This is a genomic window from Streptomyces sp. NPDC048417, from assembly GCF_040651615.1.
In the GTDB taxonomy this organism is placed as follows: domain Bacteria; phylum Actinomycetota; class Actinomycetes; order Streptomycetales; family Streptomycetaceae; genus Streptomyces.
Genome location: NZ_JBEZKI010000004.1, coordinates 283,296 through 307,259 on the forward strand (window position 1 = coordinate 283,296; position 23,964 = coordinate 307,259).

Sequence of the window (23,964 nt, forward strand, 5' to 3'; positions counted from 1 at the left end):
CGAAGCACGCGCCTAGCAGCAGGACACCTTTGGGCTGCAGCGCCAAATCGCACACGGGCCCCCGTGTGCCGGGCGTGGTGGCGTGCGGGGTGCCCCTCAGGCGAGGTGCTCGCGGAACCACTCGATGGCGGCGCTGCTCGCCTTGTCGAACTGGGTGGTGTACGGGTCGAAGTGGCCACCCGGGATCGTCCGCAGTCGCTTGGGCTCCAGCCTCGCTCGTAGGCCGCGAGGGCCAGGTCGGTCACGGTGACGGTGTCGTTGAGCGCGACCACCATGAGCGGTGTGGGCGAGACCCTGTTGACCCAGATTCCGGGCTCGTACATGCGTGCGCCCGGGTGGAGCGGACGGTGACCTCATTCTCCCACTCACCGTCGGGCTTGGGCTGGAGGTAGAAGTCGATGGCTTCCTGTGTCCGGTAGGACGCGGGCACCGCCGGGTCGCTGCCGACGATGGCCAGGGTGCGGGGGGCCTCGCCACGCGACTGGGCGCGCTCGTCCTCGGAGAAGCTTTCCTCCAGGGCCGCGACGGTCTCGGGGACGATGCGGCGCCGGCCCTGCTCGAAGCCGCTGATGGTCGGCACCTGGGAGACCACGGCCCGCAGTCGGCGGTCGGTCGCGCCCAGGACGATGGCGTGGCCGTCGGCGTAGCTGGTGCCCCACAGGCCGATCTGCTCCGGGTCGACCTCTGGGAGGCTCTCCAGGTAGGAGATGGCTCGCCGCCAGTCGGCGATCTGCCGCCATGGGTCGACGTCCTGGCGCGGCTGGCCGTCGCTCGCTCCGAAGCCGCGGTGGTCATGGGTCAGGACGACGAAGCCGTTCTCGGCGAAGGCCCGTGCGAACGGCTCGAGTCCGTGCTCCTTGACCCCGGCGTAGCCGTGGGCCATGGTGATCGCCGGATGCGGGGCCGGGCCGTCCGGCAGGAAGAGCCATCCACGCAGCTGTACCGCGCCGTCGGCCTCGAACTGGACATCCTTGCGCTGAATCATGGGACCACCTTCTTAGTAGGGTGGGCGTTCAGCCCTGGTGGAAGTAGTCGGCGTCGATCTCGCCGGCCAGCCGGGTACGCAGTTCCGCGGAGAAGCGGAGCGCGGCGCCCAGTGGCCGGTGGTGGATGGCGGCTCGGAGGGTCTGGCCGTCCGCATTCTTGGTCAGGATGGTGACGCCCTCGATCGGCAGGCCGCCGAACGCGGTGGCCTCCCACTCCAGGTAGGTTCGTGGGCCGTTGACGGTCTCCCGGATGAAGCGGAGCGACTCGTAGATCACGCTCGCCGCGCCCATTACCTTCTTCACCTGGTTGCGGCCTTCCACCGGGCGGGTTAGGACGCTCGCCTCCAGGACCACGTCCTTGGTGAACGCCTCACCGAATGCGGCGGCGGACTTCTGTGCGAAGGCGTTCGTCAACCCCTGCAGGCGTGGCGGACTCCCGGCGCGGGGCAAGACACTTCGCGGCGACGGTAGTGGCGTGCAGACGCGCGACGTCGTCGCGGACGACCGACTGATCTCCCGGCTGCGGCTCGACCCTTCGCGACAGCTGATCGGTGCCCAGTGCTCCGGCGCGCTGGTGATCGCCCGGCTGGGGTTGCTGGACGGCATGCCGGCCTGCACGGACATGAAGAGCCGGCCCTTTGTCGAAGCCTGCGACGTCCCCGTTCCGGACGCGCCGTTCCACGCCGAGGGGAACATCGCCACAGCGGGCGGCTGCCTGGCGTCACAGCATCTCGCCACGTGGGTGATCGCCCGCATGCTCGGGGAGGATGCCGCGCGCGACGTCATCGGCTACGTTGCTCCGGTCGGCGAAAACCAGGAGACCGTCGATCGGGCCATGCGCGCCGTCCACTCGGGCGAGGCTGCACTGCGCTGACGGCCCGTGATCAGTCTCGATACAATGAAGATCCACCATCTTGAAGCCGTCTGGTTACGACCTAATATGAGCGATCGGTGCTGGTCACGGACGGTCGTCCGGACTCAGGTTCTCGTCTGCCGCACCGGTGATCACGGGCCCACGGATTCCCCTCGCGTGGGGTGCCTGTGCGTGGATTTGGGCGGGAGAGCGTTTTCGCCAGCGGTCCGTCGACGAACCGTCTGTGCTGACCGCATCATCCTGTCCGCAGGCGCCGCACCTCAGGAGACCTACATGAACGAACTACTCACTGAGGCGATCGAAGCCCACGGCGGGAACGCACGCTGGCGCCAGCTGACTCGGGCGCGAGTCACCCTTGTCAGCGGCGGTCATCTTTTCGCCGTCAAAGGCTTGCCGCAGGATCCCGCGCCGCGCGAGATGACCGTTCTCCTCCACGAGGAGCACGCCTCGGTCAGACCCTTCGGCGCCCCTGACCAGAAGACCGACTTCACGCCCGGATGTGTGAGCATCTACAAGCTCGACGGGCGAGTGGTGGCCGAACGTGAGGATCCACGGTCGTCCTTCAGCGGCCACACTTTGGAGACCCCCTGGGACGCGCTGGACCGGGCCTACTTCAACGGCTACGCCCTGTGGACCTACCTCACCACACCGTTCCTGCTGGCCATGCCCGGCTTCACGGTCACCGAAATCGAGCCGTGGCGGGAAGGAGACGAACTGTGGCGAGGACTTCGCGCTACGTTCCCACCCGAGATCGCCAGCCACAGCACCCACCAGGACTTCTACTTCGGCCCCGACCGGCTGCTGCGCCGACACGACTATCACGTCGATGTGGCAGGCGGGTTCGCCGCCGCGCAGTACGTCTACGACTGCGTGGAAGCGGACGGCATCGTGCTGCCCACCAAGCGCCGGGCCTACCGCCGCGATGCCGATGGTCACCCCATCCTCGATGAGGTCATGGTCTCGATCGACCTCAGCGACATCCACTTCGGCTGACAGCAGCAGAACGCCTGGCCGATGGGCTCGATGACGGCGATGAGTTCGTTCAAGTACCGTGCCCTACTCGTCGTCGTTGTCCCGGCCATCTTCGAAGACGAGGAGCGGTTTGGCGTCATGAGCGGGTGTTTCGGCGAACGAGATGGCTTCGGTGAAGCGTTCGAGCGGGAAGGGCCGGCCTTGGGGGATGCTCAGCACTTCGTCCGTGACGAGGCCGCGAACTTCAGACAGCGCGCGCAGCGCGTCCGCAGGTGAGGCAGTGCCGAACCAGCGGTTCAGCCAGAAGCCACGGACCACTTCGGTCTCGTAGATGACCGAGCGCGTCTGCAACGGGATCGTCAGGGCCGCCGGGTCAGTCTGCCGATGGGTGGAGCGCGCCGTAGACCACGAGCTCTCCTTCCGGAGCCAATGCCTGGGACACCTGGGCACCTACGTGGCCGGCGACGCAGACGATGGCCTTGCACACGCCGGCCGGTCCTGCGACCTCAGTCACACACTGCAACAGGTCCTCGTCACGCTCGCCGATCTTCAGTCCCTCGGTGTCCGAACCCAGGGCCTCAATACAGCCCACGCATTCCATGTGCCCGCCTACAGTTGGGAAACTTCGGGGAGAAACCGTAGCGACCCCGCAGCACGTGCAGATCGCTGGCGTGAATCGGCGTCGCCTTCACACGGATCGACGGTGGCCGGCTTCCGGCGTGGGAACAGGCCGGGATTCCAGGCGCAGGACATCGTTCGGCTCGCCGACCTCTCCGGCTACGAGCGCGCGCATGGACTGCGGCATGAGTGACCTTTCGTCTCTCAGCACCCGACGAAGTCGGCGAACGTTCTGGGCAGGAACGACGCAACCTACGGCGAGTCACGGCGCCATGTGTGCAGCCTTGCCTCATCGATCGCCAGGTGTCACCCCTGCCTTGCTCCCAGCTTGCGCTCCTGCGCGAGCACTGTCATGTCGTAAGAAGCCTTGCTCCCCAACGCGAGGCCGGCGACCGCCCCCGGCGCGGCGTCAGCCCAGCGGGTTGGTCGTGTCGCGGAGGAGGGTGAGGACAGGGGCGTACATGCGCGTCTTGATGGTTCCGAGGCTGTCGCCGGCCTTGTTCGCGTGAGACTGGGCGAGTTCGAGGGCGGCCGTGCGCAGGGCGCCCTCGTCCACGGCCTGATCGACGATTCCGGCGGCGGCGGCTTCCGTGCCGCCGAAACGACGGGCGGAGACCATGGCGTGCTGGGCTGTCTGCGGGGTCAGCCGGGACTGGATGAGGGCGGACATGCCCCGAGTGAAGGGGATGTTGATCTCTGCCTCGGGCAGGCACCAGAAGCCCCGGTCGGCACGCATGAGACGGAAGTCGTGGGCCAGAGAGAACATCGCTGCGGCGGCGAACGTGTGTCCCTGCAGGGCGGCTACGGTGATCAGCGGGAGGGACAGGAACCTTGCGAACAGACCGTGAACGGAGTTGACGTAGTCCAGGTGCTCGTCGCTGTGCGCAGCGAGCCATTCGAGATCGAGACCGTTGGAGTAGAACTTCCCGGTCGCAGCGGTCACCAGGGCGCGAGGGCCTTCTGACTTCTCCACCTCGTCCAGGGCTGTGTTGACCGAGGCGATCCAGTCGGGGTGGAAGCGGTTCTCCCCGTCGCCGAGGTCGAGAACGAAGACGGCGTCGTGGCGGTCGAGCATGGGCATGAGGGCTCCTTGGAGACGTTTCGGTGGGGCAGGGAGGTCTCTCCGCCGCCAAAGCGGAAGTCAACTGGAAAGTGTTCGCCGGGCGCGGTGGAGCAGGGTGGCTGCTGCCAGGAGACCCAGAGCCGCGGTCGCACCGGTCAGGAGGATGCCGGTGAGGGTCGGCCCTTCGGGAAGCGCGGAGGCGTGGATCCAGCGGATGGCGAAATTGGTGCTTGCCGCTATGGGGAAGCTGAAGATCCACAGACCCGGATGGAACGAGGGCTGGCGCAGATCGGGGAGGAGGAAGACGACGAGGAGGACAGTGAAGAGCAGCGTGCCGGCGAAGCCGTAGCCGACGGCGTCGAAGACGCCCTTGTGAGCGGCGGTCCAGGCGATTCCGCCGGTGGCCGGTGGGATGGTCAGGACGGTGAGGGCCGGGCGGGCGGGCCCGGGCAGGGGGCCACCAGTGACGAGGCTGCCGAGGATGACGGTGCCGAAGGCGAGCCAGTACAACAGCCCCACCGCGAAGGCGGCGTCGGCGACACCGGGCAGCCTGAGCGTGGAGGCGACGGCACTCGCCACGAACGGTGCGGAGGTCACCGGCAGCAAGTAGCCCGGGTGCAGGACGGTTGCGCTCAGGGCACCAGTGAGCCAGTGGGCCAGCAGGCGTGCGGCGATGAGGGCGGCCACGGTGACGAACACGGCGTAGGCCCATCGTGGGCCTGTGATCCCGTACCGCGAGAAGTGGCCTGCGATCAGCATGCCGATGATGGGGACGTACCCGAGAGTGAAGCCATCGCCGGGATGACGCAGGTCGTGGCGCAGGTTGCGCCACCGGGTCCCGCCATGGCGCAGGTACTGCGCCAGCAACACCAGCCAGATGAGACCGCTGACGGTGAACAGCGCGTCGCTGACCTGGAGAGCGGGTGGGAAGGTGGTCACCGCTGCCTGCCAGGCACCGCCGAGGCCGGCAGTGCCGAGGGAGATGGAGAGCAGCCTGATCCGAGCGGCGCGGGTCGCACGAGGACCGTTGATGTCGGAGACGATGTCGTCGGCTGGGCACGCAGGCCCGCGGCCGCGCGGGGCCGTGCCGGTGTGCTCTGTCGTATCGACCATGTCGGTCATGGGGGGAACCTCAAGGGGATTGCCAGGGGCGCGGGCCAGGACTCGCCTGCCCGGCGACGCAGGTCGTGGCGTGGTCAGGCGTCCATGTCGGACAGCACGTCGGAGTGGCATACACCGCACGCCTGCACCCTGAGCCGGACGTGTCCGGGCTGGGGGTCGACCAACTCGCGCTCGACGAGCCGGAGCTGGTGGACACCGGTGGCCTCGAAGGCTCGGTACGCGGACATGACACTTCTCCTCGGTGCTGCCTCTGCCGGCCCGGGGAGGGCCGAGGGCTGGGGGGCGGGACTGGGGTCCGTTCAATATGACCGGTCACTTCAATATGACCGGTCGCTTTATGCTTAGTCAAGCAGGTCCGAGGGGGGAGCCGTGGGTCACGTGGCGTCGGGGGCGGGAGCCGCTTCCCCGGTGAACAGGGTTTGACCTGCGGCAAGGCGACCGGACATATTGACCCCGAGGTGGTGGTGAGGATGGCACGCGCGTCCAAGCGCGAGGAGATCGCGCAGGCAGCCCTGGAGCAGTTCCGCACGCGGGGCTTCAATGCCACGGGTATCAGCGACATCACCTCGGCGGCCGGGGCTCCCAAGGGCTCGTTCTACAACCACTTCGCCAGCAAGGAGGAGAGCGCCCTTGAGGCACTGAGCCGCTACGCGGCAGGGTTGCGGTTCGACCTGCTCGACACGCCCGGACGCCCTGCGCTGGAGCGGCTTCGGGCGCACTTCGAGTTCCTGGGCGCGGACACGGTCGACAGCGGCTTCGCCCGCGGATGCCTGGTGGGCAACCTCGGCGCCGAGGTGGCGGACCACTCCGAGGAGATCCGCTCCGCCGTCCAGGGCGGCTTCCAGCGGTGGGCCGCGCGCATCCGGCGGGTCCTCACCGAAGCCCGGGAAGCAGGTGAGCTGGACGCCGCTCTCGAGGTCGAGGAGGCCGCGCTGTTCATCCTCAGCGCCTGGGAGGGCACGCTGATCGCGGCCCGAGCCGACAAGTCCTCCGCTCCCTTCGACGCCTTCTTCCACATGGTCTTCGGCGTCCTCCTGCGCTGATCGCGACCGGCCGCTTCTGGACCCCGCAGGTGAGGGTGCGGTCGTGGGGAGACGCAGCCGGTACCGGACGTCGTCGCACGGGTCCTGGGGCGCCAGGATCGTCGTCTTCCTGCCGTATGCCTCCCTGTGCGACCGATGGATCGCGTCCCCAGGACGACGAACCCGTTCTCGGTGAAGGCGCGCGCAAAGGGCGCTGACGGCAAGGAGAGCACCTGACCGATGCAGCAGCCTCGACAGGCTGGCCAGTTCTCTCGGGCCCCATCGCGCTCAGGGCACCGGCATCGGGAAGAGGATGCAGCTGCTGGTGGCGTGGGCCAGGAGCCGGTCGTCGGAGTCGCGGAGCTCTGCCTGGGCGAGGGCGGTGCGGCGGCCGCTGTTGAGGACGGTGCCGATGGCGCGGACCTTGCCGGTGTCGACGGTGATCGGGCGCAGGAATTTCAAGGTCAGGTCGATCGAGGTGTATCCCATGCCCCGGGGCGGCACGGACTGCACCGCGCAGCCGGCCGCCGAGTCGAGCAGTGTGGCGTAGACGCCGCCGTGGACGCTGCCGATCGGGTTGTAGTGCTCCTCGGCCGGCACCAGTACGAACACTGCCCGGCCGTGCTCGGGTTGCCTGGAGCGCAACGATGCCTCCAAGCAACCCGACTTCAGGCTCTAGAAGAACCCAAGCTTCTTAGGGCTGTAAGAACAAAGAATGTTCTTCGTCTGCTGGTAGTGGTCCAGCATCATCTTGTGGGTCTCGCGGCCGATCCCGGACTGCTTGTAGCCGCCGAACGCGGCGTGCGCGGGGTACGCGTGGTAGCAGTTCGTCCACACCCGGCCCGCCTGGATCGCGCGGCCCGCGCGGTACGCGGTGTTGGTGTCGCGAGTCCAGACGCCCGCACCGAGGCCGTACAGCGTGTCGTTGGCGATCTTGATGGCATCGTCGAAGTCGTCGAAGGACGTCACCGACACGACCGGGCCGAAGATCTCCTCCTGGAAGATCCGCATCCGGTTGTCGCCCTCGAAGATCGTCGGCTGGACGTAGTAGCCGCCCTTCAACTCGCCGTCGTACTCGACGCGTTCGCCGCCCGTGAGGACCTTCGCGCCCTCCTGCCGGCCGATGTCCAGGTAGGAGAGGATCTTCTCCAGCTGGTCGTTGGAGGCCTGCGCGCCGATCATCGTGTCGGTGTCGAGAGGGTGGCCCGGCTTGATCTGCTGGGTGCGGGCGACCGCCGCCGCCATGAACTCGGCGTAGTGGCCGCGCTGGACGAGACCCCGGGACGGGCAGGTGCAGACCTCGCCCTGGTTGAGCGCGAACATCGTGAAGCCCTCGAGGGCCTTGTCGCGGAAGTCGTCGTCGTGCGCCCAGACGTCGTCGAAGAAGATGTTCGGGGACTTGCCGCCCAGCTCGAGGGTGACCGGCTTGATGTTCTCCGAGGCGTACTGCATGATCAGCCGCCCGGTTGTGGTCTCCCCGGTGAACGCCACCTTCGCCACTCGCGGACTGGAGGCCAGCGGCTTGCCCGCCTCCACACCGAAGCCGTTGACGATGTTCACCACGCCCGGCGGCAGCAGGTCCGCGATCAGGCTCATCCAGTAGTGGATGGAGGCGGGGGTCTGCTCGGCCGGCTTGATGATGACGGCGTTGCCGGCGGCCAGGGCCGGCGCCAGCTTCCAAGTGGCCATCAGGATCGGGAAGTTCCACGGGATGATCTGTGCCACCACCCCGAGCGGCTCATGGAAGTGGTACGCCACCGTGTCGTCGTCGATCTCGCTCAGCGAACCCTCCTGCGCGCGGATCGCCCCCGCGAAGTAGCGGAAGTGGTCGATGGCGAGCGGGATGTCCGCGACCAGCGTCTCCCGCACCGGTTTGCCGTTCTCCCAGCTCTCGGCGACCGCGAGCGGTTCGAGGTGGGCCTCCATCCGGTCGGCGATCTTGAGGAGGATGTCGGAGCGCTCGGTCACCGACGTACGCCCCCAGCCCGGCGCGGCCGCGTGCGCCGCGTCCAGCGCCCGCTCCACGTCCTCGGCGGTGCCCCGCGCGACCTCGGTGAACGGCTGACCGTTCACCGGCGACGGGTTCTCGAAGTACTGCCCCCGGGCCGGCGGCACATACTCGCCGCCGATGAAGTGGTCGTAGCGCGCCTGGTAGGAGACGATCGCGCCCTCGGTGCCGGGCGCCGCGAAACGGGTCATGGTGGCCTGCCTCCTTGCAGATGCGCTGCCCGCCGTTGGGCAGCTCCGGCGCGCAGGCTAGTGAAGCGGACGTTGCGCCCCCGTTGCACCGCAGGTCAGCGTGCGGGCGCCGCCAACTCGGACTCCAGCGAGGTCAACCGGCTCCGTACGACCGCCGTCGGCCGCACCGCCGCGAGGGCCCGCCACACCTCGATGTCGTCCTCGCCCCACGGAGCGTGCGCCCAGTCCGCGAGCAGATCGGGGTCACGGCGCGCGATCAGCGCGGCCCGCAGACCGTCCGCCAGCCGCTGCCTGAGCAGTACGACCGCCGGCGCCTGCGAACCGGGCAGCAACGGACCCGGGTACGCCGTCACGGCCGCCGTCACCGCCCCCGCCTCCAGCCGCCGCTCGACGACGGTCGCGTCGGACTCGACCGGAGCGGTCAGCCGGTACGGCCGGGACGCGAGCAGCCCGGGCCCCAGCAGCCGCCGCAGCCGGGCCAGTTCGGCCCGCAGCGTCACCGGTGTCACCGACTCGTCCTCGTACAGCGCGCACAGCAGCTCGTCGCCGGTCAGCCCCTCCGGGTGGCGGGACAGCAGCACCAGCAGCTCGCTGTGCCGGCGGCCGAGCCTGATCCGGTGCCCACCCAGCCGGAGTTCGGCCTCGTCACGGCCGAGCGCCGCCAGCGCGGGCGCCTCGTCGGCGGGTGTCGGCGGATCCAGCAGCGCCAGCTGCGACTCGGCGGCCCGCGCCACAGCCTGGACGAAGCCCAGGCTGTGCGGATGCGCCAGCCGGTCGCCACCGGTGATGTCGACGGCGCCCAGCACCCGCCCGGTGCGCGGGTCGTGGACGGGCGCCGCCGCGCACGTCCACGGCTGCACCCGGCGGATGAAGTGCTCCGCCGCGAACACCTGTACCGGCCGGTCCACGGCGACCGCCGTCCCCGGCGCGTTGGTACCGACCGCGGTCTCCGACCAGCGCGCGCCCGGCACGAAGTTCATCCGGTCCGCCCGGCGCCGGGTCGCCGGATGCCCCTCCACCCACAGCAGCCTGCCGTCCGCGTCGCATACCGCCAGCAAATGCTCGCCGTCCGCCGCGAACGTGCCCATCAGCTCTCGGACCAGCGGCATCACCCTGGCCAGCGGATGCTCCGCCCGGTAGGCCCCGAGGTCGCCGTCCGTCAGTTCCACCCGCGCCGCGCCGTCCGGTCCCACCCCGGCCCGTACCGAACGCCGCCACGACTCGGCCACCACCGACCGCACCGGGCGCGGCACGGTACCCGCCGTGGTGAACGTCTCGTGCGCCCGGCGCAGCACCCGGACACGCTCGGCGGGGTCGGCCCCCGGCTCCAGGGCCACCCACGGATCGGTCAACTCGGCCTCCCCGGACGGCGATGCGGCTGGGGACATCGTCACTCGGGGTGTTCGCGCCGACAACCGTTTCGACCGCTCTCACTCCGAGGACAGGTCGACCAGCCTCATGTAACGGACCCAGTCCCAGTACTTTCCCGGATCCGTGTGGTTGGTCCCCGGCACCTCGACATGGCCGATGATGTGGTCGCGGTCCTTGGGAATGCCGTATCTGTCGCAGATCGACGCCGTCAGCCGCGCCGACTCCGCGTACAGGGCGTCGGTCAAGTACTCCGGCTTGTCCACCCAGCCCTCGTGCTCGATGCCGACACTGCGTGTGTTGTAGTCCCAGTTCCCCGCGTGCCAGGCGACGTCCGACTCCCGGACGCACTGCGCCACATGGCCGTCGGCCGAACGCACCAGATAGTGCGCGGACACCCGCTTCTTCGGATTCTGGAAGATGGACAGCGTGCCGGCGTACGCCTGCTGTGTGACATGGATGATCACCCGGTCGATGTCGTACTCGTCGGGGCGCTGGGCCGATGTGTGGTTCTCACTGCTCGCCGCCTGCCACTCGGCCTTCGGATAGTCGACGACTCCGGTCTGCGCGCCCGCTCGGCTCTCGGGGAGCAGCGCGTACGGGACAGCGGCGAGAGCCGCGCCCTTCAGGAGCCATCGCCTGCTGGGGAGCGGTCGTGCCCGGTCCATGGGTGAGGTGCCTTTCGGAAGCGTGCCTGAAGCATGGGGGAGTCGCGGTCAACTGCGCAGGGCCGCCGCGGTCTCGCGCAGCCGCGTGTGCAGTCCGCGGTAAGTCTCGCGCGCGGGCAGCCACTCCTTGCGGAGCTTGGCCACACACGTGTAGTTGGTGTCGCATACGTTGGCCAACGGTGATTCCACCGTCTGAGTCGCGTACTGGTAGGCGTCCAGTTCGGCGAATCCGTAGTCGCGCACCAGCCACTGCACCAGGTCGAGCTGCGATATCCGGAAGGCGTCCTCCAACGGACGCGCCGACCCCGTCGAGACGATGTGCGTGTCCGACTCCAGCCGGGGCCACGGCGTCGCGATCCCCTTCAGCAGCTCGACGATCACCACGGTGTTCATCGCGCACTCGACGGCCACCCCGCAGGTCTCGCCCTCGCCCTGTCGGGCGTGCCCGTCACCGAGACTGAGCAGCGCGCCCTCGACGTTCACGCCGAGATAGCAGGTGACGCCCTCCCGCATCTCGGGGGTGTCCATGTTCCCGCCGTGCGCGTCGGGCACCAGGGCCGAGCGGACCTCCAGGTTGGCCGGGGCCACGCCGACCGTCCCGTGCATCGGGTCCAGCGGCAGCTCCAGCTCGATATCGCCCTCGTGAGCCCGGAACAGGGCCGTGCGCCGGGTCCGGTCCAGCTGCCAGATCCAGACCTTTTCCGGGAGCGGAGGCTGCAAGGTGGCCGTGGTGTGCGTCGAGGTGAGCGCGCCGAACAGGGGGACCGTCGTGGACGCCGCCCAGTCCCGTGCCGGTTCGATCGACACGAAGTGCACGGCGACGGTGTCCCCCGGCTCCGCGCCCTCGATGTGGAAGGGCCCGGTCTGCGGGTTGAGGAACGGGAACTCGCACACCTCGGACACCAGGTCCTTCTCGGACCGCACCCGTCCGGCGAAGCAGTCCTCCGTGTACAGGTCGAGCACCGTGCCGGGCGCGATCCGCGCCACCGGCGGCGCTCCGCCGAACGTCCACGCGTACTCGCCCGGTCCGGGCCGGACGGTGAGGATGAGGGGGTCGGTCATCGTGGGAGGTCTCCGATCCGCCGGTCGACGGCGTCTGCTCGGTCGTCGCCTTCTTCGAGATGGACACGCGCCATCTCGGCTATGCGCTCGGGGTGACGGCGTATCAGCACGAGGAGCACGACCACTCCGGCCGCCATCCAGACGCCGACCACCGGACCGGCGTACGACACCGGGGCGGTCAGCTTCGTCACGAAGTCGAAGACGGGCAGACCGGCCGCGGTGAGCAGGGCGGGCACGAAGGCCACGATGCCCAGCAGCGGCAGGAGCAGGTGCCGTACCGGTCGGAGGGACGCGCGACCGCGGCGCAGGAAGTAGCCCGCACAGGCGAGGTTGACGACGATGTAGACGCCGATGACCACCGTGACGATCACCGTGGCCAGCAGCAGGAACGCGGTCACCGGGTCGTAGCCGAAGCCCAGCCCCAGCACGGCGCCGACCGCCACGACCGTCTGGAGGGCGATACCGACGACGGGGGAGCGGTACCGGGGGTGGAGCGTGGCGAGGACGCGCGGCAGGACCCGGATGCGGGCCAGCGCGAAGGCCGTCCGGGTGGACACGTTGGCACAGGCGTTGGCGTTGGCGATCGTCGAGTTGACCACGGCGAGGAACACCAGCACCCAGAAGAGCCCGAAGGAGGCCCGGGCGACACCTTCCCAGGACGCCTCGCCCGCCGCGCCGAAGCCGGCGAACCGGTCCGGCCCGAAGTACACGGTCATCGCATAGGTCGTCACCACGTAGAACAGGCCGATCCCCAGGGCCGCACCGAGCACCGCGCGGTGCATCGTGCGGCGCGGGTCGCGGGTCTCCTCGGCGAGCGGCGCGGCCGCCTCGAAACCGGCGAACGCCAGCACGGTGTAGACGGAACCGGCGAACACCCCGCTGATGCCCCCGTACCCCTTCGCCGTGTGCGAGGTACCGAACACGGAGAGGGTGTTGTGCGAACCGGCCTTGCCGATCAGCCAGATGGCGAAGACGAGGAAGACCGCGATCTCGAAGACCCCGAGGACCGTCCCGAAACGCGCCGAGGCACGCACCCCCAGATACCCGGTGACGGCTATCACGGCGGCGCCGGCGAGCGACCACGGCCACCACAGGTCGGCCGGCCAGGAGGCCCACTCCTCGTGCAGGGTGCCCGCCGCGGTGAACCCGAGCTGGAGCAGCAGCAACGGCGGTACCAACGCCTCCACGAACACATAGCCCCAACCGACCAGGAACCCCACGGCCGGATGCAGCCCCCGCGCCGCATACGTGGCCACGGAGCCCGCCGCCGGTAATTCCCGAGCCAGCTCGGCCACACAGGACGCGGTGAACAGACAGGCCACCAGAGCGATCACCACCGCCAGCGGCAGACTGCCCCCGGCGAAGGCCGCTCCTGACGGAATGGACGCGGCGACGGCGGCGGCAGGCGCCATTGCCGTGACGCTCTGGAACAGAACCTCCCGCAGCCCGACCGCGTCCCGCCGCAGCCCTGTGGCCGCCCCTCCGGCCATCTCCTCGGCCATACACACCCCCCGACGTGCGTGAATCCATCGGTCCCACGGACCGCTTCGCGTGAATCACGGTACGGCGCTCGCGGGTTGGGCAGAAGAGCGCCGAGTGATTCCGTGGACAGGGCGGCGGTTGTGGAAAACCTCGCCATCCGAACGGGTGAGGCAAGAAGCGCGGGACGCCTGGTCGATCGAGGGTAACCGCCAGTCGGCGAGGCTTCGGGCCGGCTGGTTGGCCGTGGCTTCGGACCGGCCGGGCGGCCAGGGCTCGGATCGGCTGGTCGGCCCGTGCTCGGATCGGCTGGGGCAGCCGGTCCTCAGACCCGTTCCGCCACCGTCGCCGGATCGTCCAGGACGGCGCGGACCACCGAGTGGGCGGCGCCCAGGAGGGGTCCCTCGGGGCCGAGGTGGGAGACGGTGACCGGGCAGGCCGGGCCGGTCGTGCGGTCGGCCAGTTCGGTCTGCAGGGACGGGAGGAGCCATGGAGCGAGGCCGGCCAGCGCGCCGCCCAGGACCACCGACTCGGGGTCGAGGAGATTGACGGCGCCGGTCAGGGCGATGCCCAGGGCCGTGCCGGCGTCGTGCAGGGCACGCCGTACACCCTCGTGGTCCTCGGCTGCCCGCCGCGCGAGCAGGCCTACCGCGTCCTCGCGGGATTCGAGACCGGCCGCGCGCAGCACCGCCTCCTCGCCGGCGTACTGCTCCAGGCAGCCGCGTCCGCCGCAGGCGCAGTGCGGCCCGTCGGGGTGGACCGGTACATGGCCGAGCTCGCCCGCGAAACCCCGCTTCCCGCGCAGCAACTGACCGTCCACGACGACCGCGGCGCCGATACCGATCTCCGCGGACACATGCAGGAAATCCGGTGGGGTGGCGTCGCCGAGCCACAGCTCCGCCAGGGCACCGAAGTTGGCCTCGTTGTCGACCGTCAGCGGGAGGTCCGCGGGCAGCAGCGCGCCGAGATCGGTGTCGTGCCAGTCGAGGTTCGGGGCATGGACGACCGTGTGCCCGTCACGCGCCACCAGGCCGGGGACGGCGACCGCGAGACCGGCCGGCCACAGGCCTTCCCGCTCCGCGTCCGTCACGACCCGCCGGACCAGCGCGGTCAGCTCCTCGACCACCGGCTTCGGCGCCCGGCCCCGGTTGGCGCCGTGCCGCACGGCACGCGCGCGTACCTCGCCGCGCAGATCCATCGCGCACACGGAGAGATGGTCGACCCCGACCTCCGCCCCGATACCGGCCGGGCCGCGCCCGCTCACCGCGAGCGCCGAGCCCGGCCGCCCGACGCGGCTGGGCCGCTCGGGGCCCAGCTCCTCCAGGAGTCCCCAGCGGATCAGCTCGTCGACGAGGGTCGACACGGCCGCTCTGGTGAGGCCGATGCGTGAGGCGACCGCGGCCCGCGACAGCGAGCCCTCCGCACTGACCGCGTGCATCACACGCGCGAGGTTGCGTCGGCGCATGCCCTGCTGGGTGTCCGGCAGGGCACGGCCGGTCGCCGTCGGGCGGGCCTCGTGCAGCGGTGCGGTCATGCCTCCATCAATCCTCAGTCCCCCGGGACGGTTCTGCGGTCGGCCTGCTGTGCGGTCAGCGGTCCTCCGGTGCCCGCTCCAGCAGCGGGGCCGCGTCGGAGAGTACCCCGGAGATCCTGGCCAGCGTCGCCGCGTCCCGCTCCACCGCGTCCAGCACCGGCCCCGCCGCCGTGTTCCAGCGCCGCGCCACCGCCGCCGGGTCCTCGCCGGTCAGCAGGCCGGCCGCCTGCGCGGCGGCGCCGAGGGCGACCAGCTCCTTCGCCTCGGGCACCTGCACCGGGCGCCCCGACAGCCGCCGTACCGTCTCCTGCCAGGCCCGGCCCCGGGCGCCGCCGCCGATCAGCAGCAGCGGCGTGGTCCGGTCGGCGTCCTCGTCGAGCACCAGGTCCAGGGCACCGAGCAGCGCGTGCACGGCACCGTCGTAGGCGGCTTGGAGGAGCTGGCCGGCGGTGGTGTCATGGCGCAGGCCGTGCAGCAGCCCGGAGGCGTTCGGCAGGTTGGGGGTGCGCTCGCCGTCCAGGTACGGCAGCAGGGTGACCGAGGTGCCGGGCTCGACGGCCTCGCGGTCCAGGCCGAGCAGCGCCGCGACCCGGTCGACCGCGAGGGTGCAGTTCAGCGTGCAGGCGAGCGGCAGCCAGTCGCCGTGCGCGTCGGCGAAGCCCGCGACGGTGCCGGTCGGGTCGGCGGGGCGGTGCCTCGAGACCGCGTACACCGTTCCCGACGTGCCGAGGCTCAGTACCGGGGTCCCGGGGCGCAGCCCGAGCCCCAGCGCGGCCGCCGCGTTGTCGCCGGTACCGGGCGCGACCAGGGTGCCCTTGGAGAACGGCAGTTCATGGCTGTCGCGCACGGTGCCGGCGATCTCGCCGGGGCGGACCACCCGGGGCAGGAACGCCGGGTCCAGGCCCACGTGGGCGAGGGTCTCCTCGTCGTACGCCTCGGTCACCGACGCCCACCAGCCGGTGCCGGAGGCGTCGCCGCGGTCGGTCGTGCCCTGGCCGGTGAGGCGCTCGGTGAGGTAGTCGTGGGGGAGGCGTACGGCCCTGGTCGCACGGACCGCCTCCGGCTCGTGCTCCGCCAGCCAGGCCCATTTGGTGACGGTGAACGAAGCGCCCGGAACACTGCCGGTCCGCTCGGCCCAGGCTTTGGGGCCGCCCAGCTCCTCGATCAGCCGCTGCGCCTGGGGCGCCGAACGGACGTCGTTCCACAGCATGGCCGGCCGCACCGGCTCGCCCCGCTCGTCCAGCGTGACCAGACCGTGCTGCTGCCCGCCGATCGACACGGCCGCCGCTTCGTGCGCCGCGTCCCCGCACTGGCGCAGCGCCTCGCACAGCGCGTCCCACCACTGACGCGGATCGCTCTCCCGGCCCGCGCCGGAGGACACGGTGTGCGGCGCCTGGCCGCTCGCCACGACCTGGCCGGTGGACGCGTCGACCACCAGCGCCTTGGTGGACTGGGTGGACGTGTCCACGCCGACGACGAGCGGACCCTCGGCTGCTGACATCGGGCTCTCTCCCTTTTTTCCGCATCTCGCGGTCTGACCTGACCTGCAGTTTTCCTGGTTCACCGGGGTGTCGCGACCCGGATTTCATCCCTCGGGGACAGGGTGACCCTTCCCAGGGATGCGTCGGCATACTAATTTGTAAACGGCCATGACGAAATAGTCGGCCCGACAGTGTGTCCGACGGTCGTCGAGCACACTCATCAAGCACAGGCATCAAGCAAGGAGCCGCGGCATGAGCTTCCAGCCCACCCCCGAGGACAGGTTCACCTTCGGCCTGTGGACCGTCGGCTGGCAGGGAAGGGATCCGTTCGGCGACGCCACCCGCCGCGCCCTCGACCCGGTCGAGACGGTGCAGCGCCTGTCCGAACTGGGCGCCTACGGTGTGACGTTCCACGACGACGACCTGATCCCCTTCGGGTCCTCGGACACCGAGCGTGAATCGCACATCAAGCGCTTCCGTCAGGCCCTCGACGCGACCGGCATGACCGTGCCGATGGCCACCACCAACCTCTTCACCCACCCGGTCTTCAAGGACGGCGCGTTCACCGCGAACGACCGTGACGTGCGCCGTTACGCGCTGCGCAAGACCATCCGCAACATCGACCTGGCCGCCGAGCTGGGCGCGAAGACGTACGTAGCCTGGGGTGGCCGCGAAGGCGCCGAGTCCGGTGCCGCCAAGGATGTGCGCGTCGCTCTCGACCGCATGAAGGAGGCCTTCGACCTCCTCGGCGAGTACGTCATCTCCCAGGGCTACGACCTGCGCTTCGCCATCGAGCCCAAGCCGAACGAGCCCCGCGGCGACATCCTGCTTCCCACCGTCGGCCACGCACTCGCCTTCATCGAGCGCCTGGAGCGCCCCGAGCTGTACGGCGTCAACCCCGAGGTGGGCCACGAGCAGATGGCCGGCCTGAACTTCCCGCACGGCATCGCGCAGGCCCTGTGGGCGGGCAAGCTCTTCCACATCGACCTCAACGGCCAGTCCGGCATCAAGTACGACCAGGACCTGCGCTTCGGCGCCGGCGACCTGCGTGCCGCCTTCTGGCTGGTCGACCTGCTGGAGACGGCCGGCTACGAGGGGCCCAAGCACTTCGACTTCAAGCCGCCGCGGACCGAGGACCTCGACGGCGTGTGGGCCTCTGCAGCCGGCTGCATGCGCAACTACCTCATCCTCAAGGAGCGCGCCGCCGCCTTCCGTGCGGACCCGGAGGTCCAGGAGGCCCTGCGCGCCTCCCGCCTGGACCAGCTGGCCCAGGCGACGGCCGCCGACGGTCTCCAGGCGCTTCTGGCCGACCGCGCGGCCTTCGAGGAGTTCGACGCGGACTCGGTCGCCGCGCGCGGGATGGCCTTCGAGCAGCTCGACCAGCTGGCGATGGACCACCTGCTGGGCGCCCGGGGCTGACGCGCGCACGCGCGCGTACGGGTGGCTCTCGCAACGACACGCCCGCACGCGCGCGTGTCGTTGCCCGCATCCTGTACGAGTAGCCAGCACTCGCATGACCGGTTCGTGCGGGAAATGCTCCGGAATCGTGCGATCCGTTGCATGAGTCCGTATCAACTCCCGCGTGGGGCTCGCGCGATGACCGGTACGCGGTGACTCTTGGCGGTATGGCCATGCCACCCGTACCGCCCCGCCCGCCGAACGGCCCCCCACCTTCGGACGGCGGCTACGACCCGCCTCCGTACGGAGGGTTCGGGCCACCCTCGGGAGGGGGCTTCGGAGACCACGACCCGCCCACCGCCGTCGGCTGGACGCCACAGCCGCCCCCGGAGCCGCCCCGTCGCCGCAGGGGCCCGCTGTACGCCGTACTGGTCGTCGTGGCGGCCGCGGTGGCCGTCGCCGTCGTCGTCCTGATGGCGTCCGGTGGCGACGGCTCACCCGGCGAGAAGCCCACCACGAGCGGACCGAGCGCCTCCGGCTCGTCGCGGCCCTCCTTCAGCCTCCCGACGGAGCTGCCCAGCAGCCTGCCGTCGGGACTGCCGAGCGAACTCCCCTCCGATTGGCCGTCGGGACTCCCCAGTGAGCTGCCGAGCGGTCTGGACTCGTTGCTGCCCTCACTGCTGAGGTGACCACAGCCGAACCGGACCCGACTACAGACTGGGGCAGCCGGAGGTACACCAGGGGCGTCTCGATGCCCCTGCCGGCCAGGCCGGCCCTGCGCGTCGAAGGCGTCCGCCCCGTCGGTCGTCCCGAAGTCGTTGTCGTTGATCAGGGCGAGCGTGTCGTGGTCCACGCGCGCGAGGTTCACGATCTTCAGCGGCACGCCCGTCACCGTGACCAGGCCGACGACCAGACGCTTGGCGAGCACCGGGGCACCGGCGGCGCCCGGGCCCCGGCCGGCTGCGCTGGGGTCCGCCAGGTTCACCGGATCGAACCGGTAGACGCACTCGGCCCCGACCGCCTCCTTGCACGGCGAGAAATGCAGCAGACGGGTGGTGAGCAAGGCACCCCCGGGGTCCTCGTCGGGGAGGAGAGCGGTCGCCGGACGGCGGACTGTCAGGTTCCGGTGTGTCATCTGTTCGCCGGGCGCTCCGCCGCTACGGCGAATCCAGCAGCCCCGCTCAGCCCAGGGGCCCGAACCATCGGACCACGCCGGCGGTTCCGGCCTGTGCGAGTGGGGTTTTCCGCAGGGCCGGCGATCGTCTTCCGCAGGGCCGGTCATTGTCTTCCGCGAGACCGGCGATCGCGGAGCAGTCCGTGCCGGCAGCCGACCGGGAGTGGCTACGCTGAGAGCGGGACTGCTTCACAAACTGTTCGACTCGGTCTCGGGGACCAGTAGGGGTCGCTCGTCAGGGATGTCTCAGGGTCGCGGTCCGGAACCGCGGGAGGCGCGGACCCGTTTTCAGATCAGAGAGCGGCAGTGGCCGCGAAGGAGGCGACGCTGATGTCGAAGAACGCGAAGATCGCCGCAGGAGGTGTGGCGGTCGGGCTCATCCTGCTGATATGGCTGCCTTGGTGGGTGACGTTCCTGATCGTGGTCGGCGTCCCGGTGGCCGCCTACCTCACCCTCGACCCCTCGCAACGGCGCAGGCTGCGCAGGGTCACGCGCAAGGAGATCGGCCGCTGAGCCGTCCGCCTGAGGCCGCGACCCCTCGGTGGGGTGGCGGCCTCGGGCGGGCTCACAGGGGTCGTACAGCGATCTTGCCGAGGGCTTCCAGGAGGCCGGGGAGCTCCGGGCCCCGGCCGACGGGCAGGACCTCGCCGGGCTCCTCGTCGAGAAGTACGAAGGCGATGTCGTCGGTGCGGGCCACCATCGACCAGCCGGGCCCGTCGGCGCGCAGCGTGCGTGCGTCGCCCGGGGCGAACGAGGAGCGGACCCGGCCCAGCGGCGGAGGCGTGTCCACATAGGCCCGCGCCTCGGCCAGGACGCGCCGGATCCCGAGGTGACCCTTCGGGGCCGCCTCGCCGTCTCCGGAGGCGTTCTCGGCGGTCTGCGGGGCCTCGGCCGCGGGTGCCGGGAAGTGGTCGTCGCCGATCTGCTCCCGCCAGACCGCCCACTGGAGGGCGATCTCGTCCGCGCCCAGCCGCCGCTGCGCCGCGCCCCACGAGCTGGTGTCCGGCGGGGTCAGCGGAGCGCGGTCCGCCGTCTCCGGGCCGGGGTCGTGCGGTGCGGGCACGTTCGGGGCCGCCACGGCGACCGCGAGCGGCCAGCCGGGCAGAGCGACGACCACCGTGCGCTCGTCCGGGGAGAGGTCGTGCTCCATGCCGCAGTCCCACGAAGCGATCGCCACGGCGACCAGCGAGACGTCGTCGACGACGACCGTCCAGCGGGCCCCGACGCCGTCCTGGCCGAGGACCAGGCCGTAGCCGTCGGCGCGCGGCGCCAGCTCCAGGGCCGCGCAGGCCTCCGGGTAGTCGTCGCCCAGCACGCTCGGAAACTGCGCCGGCGTCAGCAGCACCGCTGTGAGCACATACAGCGCCTCGTCCGCGGCGGCGAGGGCCTCCTCGTCCGTCCCGGTCATGCCTGCCTCCCAGTCGTTCGTCCAACGGCGCGCACCCTAGTGTGACCGGAAGGTCGTTGTCACGACCCGTCACCACACCCGGAGCTGCAGTTTTCCACCGGGACGGGACGAATCGACCTCGGTGGGGCGAAGCTTCAGGCGACCGGCAGCCCGAGGAGGTCGCGCGCCACCGTCCGCGGCGACTGCCCGCGCTCCCGCGCCAGCGCGACGACGGCACGGCAAGCCAGTTCGCTCACCCCGAACGACAGCGCCTCCGGCGACACCCAGCCCGCCGCCTCCTCGATCCGGTCCTGGTCGTCCTCCGTGCGGGCCGCGACATAGGCGGCCGCGGCCTCGAACAAGTTGTGCCCACGCCTCTCACGTCGCGCCGGCGGTTCCCCGCCCCCGGTGCCACGAAATCGGTCTGCGTACTTGCGTATCCGGTCGAACACTCCGGCCACCTTCCCCCTGTCGGCTGTCGCTTGCGAACATTCGTCTTCCCCTACCGAACGTAGGGTTGAAGCTCCGGCAACAGAAGAGGGTGCCGACGGCACGCCTCAGCCGGCTTCGGCCTCAAGGGAGGCGACGGTGGCGCGCAGCCAGGCGAGTTCGGCGCGGCTCGTGGCACGCGCGATGGTGAGGATGCCGCGCCGGAACGGATCGTCCACCTCCTCGGCGCGCATCGGCCGGTCGCCGTCGTAGAAGAAGCTGGAGGGTTCCTCCAGGAAGGCCAGCCGCCGGCGCAGTACGGCCGCCTGGGCGGCGGGGGCGTCGAGGTGACGGAGGAAGGCGAGCACCGTGAACCAGCGGTTCTCGTCGGTGATGTCGCGCTCCGCCGGTTCGGCCAGACGCCGGCGCAGCTCGCTCCTGCCGTCCTCGGTGAGTGTGAGCACATGGCGCGGTGCGGCCACGGAGCCGGGCTCGGTGGCCCGGGCCAGCAGACCCGCCTTCTCGAGGCGCTTGATCGCCGGATACAGCGTGCCTTCGGCGACGGGCCGCACATGTCCGGTCAGTGCGGCGATGTGCTTGCGCAGGACATAGCCGTGCAAGGGGGCGTCGTACAGGAATCCGAGGATGGCGAGTTCCAGCATGCGGGCATTGTCCCGCACTCCCGCTGTACATCCAGCCTCAGATACATCGGACTTGCAATACCTCGACAGCGATGTATTGTCTGAGGTGTACGCGGTGACGAGATCGGGGAGGGTGCTGTGCGGCAGGCCGAGTTCGACGGCAGGGGAAGCCGGATCCGCTGGACGGAGTCGCCCGGTGCGGAACCCGCGCGCGTGTATGTCCACGGGCTCGGGGCGGCATCGGCCGCGTACCACGCGCACATCGCGGCCCGTCCCGAACTCTCCGACAGGCGCAGCCTGTTCGTCGATCTGCCCGGGCACGGCATCAGCGACCGGCCCGCCCACTTCGGGTACACGCTGGACGACCACGCCGCCGCGCTGGCCACCGCACTGGACGCGGCGGGAGTCGCCGGCGCCGAGTTGATCGCGCACAGCATGGGCGGCTCCGTCGCCGTCGTGCTCGCCCACCGGCGGCCGGAGTTGGTCTCGCGGCTGGTGCTCACGGAGGCCAACCTGGACGCGTTTCCGCCGCCGACCGCCGGCAGCAGCGGAATCGCCGCCTATGAGGAGGACGAGTTCGTCGACGGCGGCCACGCGCGTGTGCTCGACAAGGTGGGTCCCGTCTGGGCGGCGACCATGCGGCTGGCCGACCCGCGTGCACTGCACCGCAGCGCGGTGGGCCTCCGGCGCGGCTCGGACCCGGTGATGCGCACCCTTCTGGAGGAGCTGACGGCCGACCGCGTCTACCTCCAGGGCGAGCTCAGCGGTGAACTCGCCGGGCGGGACCGGCTGGAGGCGTCCGGAGTGCGGGTGGTGACGGTGCCCGGCGCCGGGCACAACATCATGTTCGACCGTCCCGACGCCTTCGCCGCGGCGGTCGCCGGCTAGCCTCCGCGGACCGCCAGGGCGAGGAATCGGGCGTCCTCGTCCACGTACGAGGCCATGCGCCAGCCCGAAGCGGCCAGCAGCGACCCGAGGTTGCCCTCCGCGCGCAGGTCGTCGGGTGTGATCCGCCGTCCCTGGCGCGCCGCCAGGGCGGCCCGGCCTATGGGGTGGAACAGGGCGAGCGTGCCGCCGGGGCGGACCACGCGCGCCAACTCCCGCAGATTCCGGGCGGGCCGGGGCAGGTGAGCGATCAGACCCGCGGCGAACACGGCGTCGAGGGACTCCGAGCGCACCGGTAGGGCGGCGACGTCGGCGAGCAACAACCGCCCGTCACGGTGCCGTCCGGCCTGCACGGCGGCCTGGAGCATCGCCGGGGTCAGGTCCATTCCGAGGACCGCGCCCGAGGGCCCCACGGCCGCTCGCAGCGGTGTCAGCGCACGGCCCGTGCCGCAGCCCGCGTCGAGCACCCGGTCACCCGTGCGCAGCCCCAACTCGGTCACGGCCGCCGCGTACGCGGGACCGTCGTCGGGGAACTTGGCGTCCCAGTCGGCCGCTCGCGCGGTGAAGAACTCCCGGACGTGCGTGTGGTCTTCGCTCATGTTCCGCATGTTCCCTCACCGTCACGGAGGACGAACCTGCGCGCACGTTCGAGCGGGACGCGATCGTTCCGGCGCATCTCCGGGTCATATTGCGACACCTTTCGAAATGCGCCCCCTTTGTGCTCCCGTGCCCCCTAGCGTCCCTTGGCCATGGGACACCTGGACCACGCCACCTTCGGTTGGCTGACCCCCGTGCTGTCGTACGTCATGGCCTGCATAGGCGCCGCACTGGGGCTGCGCTGCACCGTCCGCGCGCTCGGCAGCACCGGCCGCGCGCGCCGTAACTGGCTCCTCACCGCGGCATCCGCGCTCGGTACCGGCATCTGGACCATGCACTTCGTGGCCATGCTCGGCTTCGGCGTCAGCGGCACCGACATCCGCTACGACGTGCCGCTGACCATCCTCAGCCTGCTCGTCGCCGTCATCGTGGTCACCGCCGGCGTCTTCGCCGTCGGCTACAGCCGTGACCGCAACCGAGCACTTCTGCTGGGCGGGCTCACCACCGGCCTGGGCGTCGCCAGCATGCACTACCTCGGCATGGCGGCGGTCCGGCTGCACGGTGACGTGCACTACGACCCGATGCTCGTCGGGCTCTCCGTGCTCATCGCCGTGGCCGCCGCGACCGCGGCCCTGTGGGCGGCGCTCAACATCGAGTCACCCGTCGCGGTAACCATCGCGTCGCTGGTCATGGGAGCGGCCGTCAGCAGCATGCACTACACCGGGATGTTCGCGGTCAGCGTGCACGTCACGCCGTCCGGCGCCTCCCTGCCCGGGGCCACGGCGATGCAGTTCATCTTCCCCCTCGCCGTAGGCCTCGGGTCCTACCTGTTCCTCACCTCGGCCTTCGTCGCGCTCTCGCCCACGGCCGGGGAGCGCGAGGCGTCCGCCTCGGCCCAGCGGCCCGTCACGAGCGCCGCACGCTGACCGGCCCCGGTCCCGCGCCGACCCGACCGAGTGCCGCCCGCCGACCCGACCCGGCCCCGCGGTCCCCGACCCACTCCCG

Annotated in this window: 24 protein-coding genes and 2 pseudogenes; 7 read left to right on the forward strand and 19 right to left on the reverse strand. The window is 70.7% G+C overall.

Features of this window, described 5'->3' with window-relative positions; genetic code table 11:
• Nucleotides 1-241: 241 nt before the first annotated feature.
• Both AB0D59_RS08355 and AB0D59_RS08360 read right to left on the reverse strand, forming a co-directional pair.
• Nucleotides 242-985, reverse strand: a complete 744-nt coding sequence (locus AB0D59_RS08355; protein WP_362562353.1) for a CocE/NonD family hydrolase — start codon at nucleotides 983-985, stop codon at nucleotides 242-244.
• A gap of 28 nt (nucleotides 986-1,013) precedes the next feature.
• The gene (locus AB0D59_RS08360; protein WP_362562355.1) at nucleotides 1,014-1,400 is read right to left on the reverse strand and encodes a nuclear transport factor 2 family protein; all 387 of its coding nucleotides are present in this window, start codon (nucleotides 1,398-1,400) and stop codon (nucleotides 1,014-1,016) included.
• On the opposite strand from AB0D59_RS08360, the gene AB0D59_RS08365 reads away from it, so the two are divergent.
• Both AB0D59_RS08365 and AB0D59_RS08370 read left to right on the forward strand, forming a co-directional pair.
• Nucleotides 1,345-1,860, forward strand: a complete 516-nt coding sequence (locus AB0D59_RS08365; protein ID WP_362562357.1) for an AraC family transcriptional regulator — start codon at nucleotides 1,345-1,347, stop codon at nucleotides 1,858-1,860. The genes AB0D59_RS08360 and AB0D59_RS08365 overlap by 56 nt on opposite strands.
• A 390-nt stretch (nucleotides 1,861-2,250) precedes the next feature.
• The gene (locus AB0D59_RS08370; RefSeq protein ID WP_362562359.1) at nucleotides 2,251-2,853 is read left to right on the forward strand and encodes a hypothetical protein; all 603 of its coding nucleotides are present in this window, start codon (nucleotides 2,251-2,253) and stop codon (nucleotides 2,851-2,853) included.
• A 63-nt stretch (nucleotides 2,854-2,916) separates the two neighbouring features.
• On the opposite strand, the gene AB0D59_RS08375 is transcribed toward AB0D59_RS08370, so the two are convergent.
• The 4 genes from AB0D59_RS08375 to AB0D59_RS08390 form a co-directional block, all read right to left on the reverse strand.
• Entirely contained in the window at nucleotides 2,917-3,183 is a 267-nt protein-coding gene (locus AB0D59_RS08375) for a hypothetical protein (protein WP_362562361.1), read from the reverse strand.
• Nucleotides 3,184-3,859: 676 nt separating this feature from the next.
• Nucleotides 3,860-4,531, reverse strand: coding sequence for an enoyl-CoA hydratase-related protein (locus AB0D59_RS08380; RefSeq protein ID WP_362562364.1), 672 nt, complete (start codon nucleotides 4,529-4,531; stop codon nucleotides 3,860-3,862).
• A gap of 60 nt (nucleotides 4,532-4,591) precedes the next feature.
• Entirely contained in the window at nucleotides 4,592-5,635 is a 1,044-nt protein-coding gene (locus AB0D59_RS08385) for a hypothetical protein (protein WP_362562366.1), read from the reverse strand.
• A gap of 74 nt (nucleotides 5,636-5,709) precedes the next feature.
• Nucleotides 5,710-5,862: a hypothetical protein gene (locus AB0D59_RS08390; protein ID WP_362562368.1), complete on the reverse strand. Its 153-nt coding sequence runs from the start codon at nucleotides 5,860-5,862 to the stop codon at nucleotides 5,710-5,712.
• Between the two features lie 243 nt (nucleotides 5,863-6,105).
• Here AB0D59_RS08390 and AB0D59_RS08395 point away from each other — a divergent pair, with 243 nt between their 5' ends.
• Nucleotides 6,106-6,678 (forward strand): TetR family transcriptional regulator C-terminal domain-containing protein, encoded by a 573-nt coding sequence (locus AB0D59_RS08395; RefSeq protein WP_362562371.1) that lies wholly within the window; start codon nucleotides 6,106-6,108, stop codon nucleotides 6,676-6,678.
• Nucleotides 6,679-6,945: 267 nt separating this feature from the next.
• On the opposite strand, the pseudogene AB0D59_RS08400 reads toward AB0D59_RS08395, so the two are convergent.
• The 8 genes and pseudogenes from AB0D59_RS08400 to xylB form a co-directional block, all read right to left on the reverse strand.
• A pseudogene (locus tag AB0D59_RS08400) lies at nucleotides 6,946-7,290 on the reverse strand (PaaI family thioesterase); the annotation flags it as partial.
• Between the two features lie 42 nt (nucleotides 7,291-7,332).
• Nucleotides 7,333-8,856, reverse strand: a complete 1,524-nt coding sequence (adh, locus tag AB0D59_RS08405) for an aldehyde dehydrogenase (RefSeq protein WP_362562373.1) — start codon at nucleotides 8,854-8,856, stop codon at nucleotides 7,333-7,335.
• A 95-nt stretch (nucleotides 8,857-8,951) separates the two neighbouring features.
• Nucleotides 8,952-10,244 (reverse strand): GAF domain-containing protein, encoded by a 1,293-nt coding sequence (locus AB0D59_RS08410; RefSeq protein WP_362562374.1) that lies wholly within the window; start codon nucleotides 10,242-10,244, stop codon nucleotides 8,952-8,954.
• A 42-nt stretch (nucleotides 10,245-10,286) separates the two neighbouring features.
• Entirely contained in the window at nucleotides 10,287-10,892 is a 606-nt protein-coding gene (locus AB0D59_RS08415) for a peptidoglycan recognition family protein (RefSeq protein ID WP_362562377.1), read from the reverse strand.
• Between the two features lie 48 nt (nucleotides 10,893-10,940).
• Nucleotides 10,941-11,954, reverse strand: coding sequence for an acetamidase/formamidase family protein (locus tag AB0D59_RS08420; protein WP_362562379.1), 1,014 nt, complete (start codon nucleotides 11,952-11,954; stop codon nucleotides 10,941-10,943).
• The gene (locus tag AB0D59_RS08425) at nucleotides 11,951-13,456 is read right to left on the reverse strand and encodes an APC family permease (protein ID WP_362562382.1); all 1,506 of its coding nucleotides are present in this window, start codon (nucleotides 13,454-13,456) and stop codon (nucleotides 11,951-11,953) included. The genes AB0D59_RS08420 and AB0D59_RS08425 overlap by 4 nt, the downstream gene beginning before the upstream one ends.
• Nucleotides 13,457-13,758: 302 nt before the next feature.
• Nucleotides 13,759-14,967, reverse strand: a complete 1,209-nt coding sequence (locus AB0D59_RS08430) for an ROK family transcriptional regulator (RefSeq protein WP_362562384.1) — start codon at nucleotides 14,965-14,967, stop codon at nucleotides 13,759-13,761.
• A 55-nt stretch (nucleotides 14,968-15,022) separates the two neighbouring features.
• Nucleotides 15,023-16,468 (reverse strand): xylulokinase, encoded by a 1,446-nt coding sequence (gene xylB / locus AB0D59_RS08435; RefSeq protein WP_362562386.1) that lies wholly within the window; start codon nucleotides 16,466-16,468, stop codon nucleotides 15,023-15,025.
• A gap of 232 nt (nucleotides 16,469-16,700) precedes the next feature.
• On the opposite strand from xylB, the gene xylA reads away from it, so the two are divergent.
• On the forward strand, nucleotides 16,701-17,867 hold the full coding sequence (gene xylA, locus AB0D59_RS08440) for a xylose isomerase (RefSeq protein ID WP_362562388.1): 1,167 nt from the start codon (nucleotides 16,701-16,703) through the stop codon (nucleotides 17,865-17,867).
• 690 nt (nucleotides 17,868-18,557) lie between these two features.
• Here xylA and AB0D59_RS08445 read toward each other — a convergent pair.
• Nucleotides 18,558-18,936: pseudogene (locus AB0D59_RS08445) on the reverse strand (esterase-like activity of phytase family protein); the annotation flags it as partial.
• A 414-nt stretch (nucleotides 18,937-19,350) separates the two neighbouring features.
• Here AB0D59_RS08445 and AB0D59_RS08450 point away from each other — a divergent pair.
• Nucleotides 19,351-19,533 carry a hypothetical protein gene (locus AB0D59_RS08450; protein WP_181809683.1) on the forward strand — a complete coding sequence of 61 codons (183 nt, stop codon included), beginning with the start codon at nucleotides 19,351-19,353 and terminating at the stop codon, nucleotides 19,531-19,533.
• Nucleotides 19,534-19,585: 52 nt separating this feature from the next.
• Here AB0D59_RS08450 and AB0D59_RS08455 read toward each other — a convergent pair whose 3' ends face one another.
• From AB0D59_RS08455 to AB0D59_RS08465, 3 genes are all read right to left on the reverse strand, one after another.
• On the reverse strand, nucleotides 19,586-20,428 hold the full coding sequence (locus AB0D59_RS08455) for a hypothetical protein (RefSeq protein ID WP_362562390.1): 843 nt from the start codon (nucleotides 20,426-20,428) through the stop codon (nucleotides 19,586-19,588).
• Between the two features lie 134 nt (nucleotides 20,429-20,562).
• The gene (locus tag AB0D59_RS08460; RefSeq protein ID WP_362562685.1) at nucleotides 20,563-20,847 is read right to left on the reverse strand and encodes a hypothetical protein; all 285 of its coding nucleotides are present in this window, start codon (nucleotides 20,845-20,847) and stop codon (nucleotides 20,563-20,565) included.
• A 117-nt stretch (nucleotides 20,848-20,964) separates the two neighbouring features.
• Complete coding sequence (locus AB0D59_RS08465) at nucleotides 20,965-21,498, reverse strand: PadR family transcriptional regulator (protein ID WP_362562392.1); 534 nt, start codon at nucleotides 21,496-21,498, stop codon at nucleotides 20,965-20,967.
• Between the two features lie 117 nt (nucleotides 21,499-21,615).
• Here AB0D59_RS08465 and AB0D59_RS08470 point away from each other — a divergent pair, with 117 nt between their 5' ends.
• Nucleotides 21,616-22,365, forward strand: a complete 750-nt coding sequence (locus AB0D59_RS08470) for an alpha/beta hydrolase (RefSeq protein ID WP_362562394.1) — start codon at nucleotides 21,616-21,618, stop codon at nucleotides 22,363-22,365.
• On the opposite strand, the gene AB0D59_RS08475 is transcribed toward AB0D59_RS08470, so the two are convergent.
• Nucleotides 22,362-22,970 (reverse strand): class I SAM-dependent methyltransferase, encoded by a 609-nt coding sequence (locus AB0D59_RS08475; protein ID WP_362562397.1) that lies wholly within the window; start codon nucleotides 22,968-22,970, stop codon nucleotides 22,362-22,364. The genes AB0D59_RS08470 and AB0D59_RS08475 overlap by 4 nt on opposite strands.
• 141 nt (nucleotides 22,971-23,111) lie before the next feature.
• Here AB0D59_RS08475 and AB0D59_RS08480 point away from each other — a divergent pair, with 141 nt between their 5' ends.
• On the forward strand, nucleotides 23,112-23,885 hold the full coding sequence (locus AB0D59_RS08480) for an MHYT domain-containing protein (protein WP_362562400.1): 774 nt from the start codon (nucleotides 23,112-23,114) through the stop codon (nucleotides 23,883-23,885).
• Nucleotides 23,886-23,964 lie beyond the last annotated feature (79 nt).

What these genes read in the sequence shown, in the direction of transcription:
- AB0D59_RS08355 (WP_362562353.1), bottom strand. Translation starts at nt 985, where the DNA reads ATGATTCAGCGCAAGGATGTCCAGTTCGAGGCCGACGGCGCGGTACAG.
- AB0D59_RS08380 (WP_362562364.1), bottom strand. Translation starts at nt 4,531, where the DNA reads ATGCCCATGCTCGACCGCCACGACGCCGTCTTCGTTCTCGACCTCGGC.
- AB0D59_RS08385 (WP_362562366.1), bottom strand. Translation starts at nt 5,635, where the DNA reads ATGACCGACATGGTCGATACGACAGAGCACACCGGCACGGCCCCGCGC.
- AB0D59_RS08390 (WP_362562368.1), bottom strand. Translation starts at nt 5,862, where the DNA reads ATGTCCGCGTACCGAGCCTTCGAGGCCACCGGTGTCCACCAGCTCCGG.
- AB0D59_RS08395 (WP_362562371.1), top strand. Translation starts at nt 6,106, where the DNA reads ATGGCACGCGCGTCCAAGCGCGAGGAGATCGCGCAGGCAGCCCTGGAG.
- adh (WP_362562373.1), bottom strand. Translation starts at nt 8,856, where the DNA reads ATGACCCGTTTCGCGGCGCCCGGCACCGAGGGCGCGATCGTCTCCTAC.
- AB0D59_RS08410 (WP_362562374.1), bottom strand. Translation starts at nt 10,244, where the DNA reads ATGTCCCCAGCCGCATCGCCGTCCGGGGAGGCCGAGTTGACCGATCCG.
- AB0D59_RS08415 (WP_362562377.1), bottom strand. Translation starts at nt 10,892, where the DNA reads ATGGACCGGGCACGACCGCTCCCCAGCAGGCGATGGCTCCTGAAGGGC.
- AB0D59_RS08420 (WP_362562379.1), bottom strand. Translation starts at nt 11,954, where the DNA reads ATGACCGACCCCCTCATCCTCACCGTCCGGCCCGGACCGGGCGAGTAC.
- AB0D59_RS08425 (WP_362562382.1), bottom strand. Translation starts at nt 13,456, where the DNA reads ATGGCCGAGGAGATGGCCGGAGGGGCGGCCACAGGGCTGCGGCGGGAC.
- AB0D59_RS08430 (WP_362562384.1), bottom strand. Translation starts at nt 14,967, where the DNA reads ATGACCGCACCGCTGCACGAGGCCCGCCCGACGGCGACCGGCCGTGCC.
- xylB (WP_362562386.1), bottom strand. Translation starts at nt 16,468, where the DNA reads ATGTCAGCAGCCGAGGGTCCGCTCGTCGTCGGCGTGGACACGTCCACC.
- xylA (WP_362562388.1), top strand. Translation starts at nt 16,701, where the DNA reads ATGAGCTTCCAGCCCACCCCCGAGGACAGGTTCACCTTCGGCCTGTGG.
- AB0D59_RS08450 (WP_181809683.1), top strand. Translation starts at nt 19,351, where the DNA reads ATGTCGAAGAACGCGAAGATCGCCGCAGGAGGTGTGGCGGTCGGGCTC.
- AB0D59_RS08455 (WP_362562390.1), bottom strand. Translation starts at nt 20,428, where the DNA reads ATGACCGGGACGGACGAGGAGGCCCTCGCCGCCGCGGACGAGGCGCTG.
- AB0D59_RS08465 (WP_362562392.1), bottom strand. Translation starts at nt 21,498, where the DNA reads ATGCTGGAACTCGCCATCCTCGGATTCCTGTACGACGCCCCCTTGCAC.
- AB0D59_RS08475 (WP_362562397.1), bottom strand. Translation starts at nt 22,970, where the DNA reads ATGCGGAACATGAGCGAAGACCACACGCACGTCCGGGAGTTCTTCACC.
- AB0D59_RS08480 (WP_362562400.1), top strand. Translation starts at nt 23,112, where the DNA reads ATGGGACACCTGGACCACGCCACCTTCGGTTGGCTGACCCCCGTGCTG.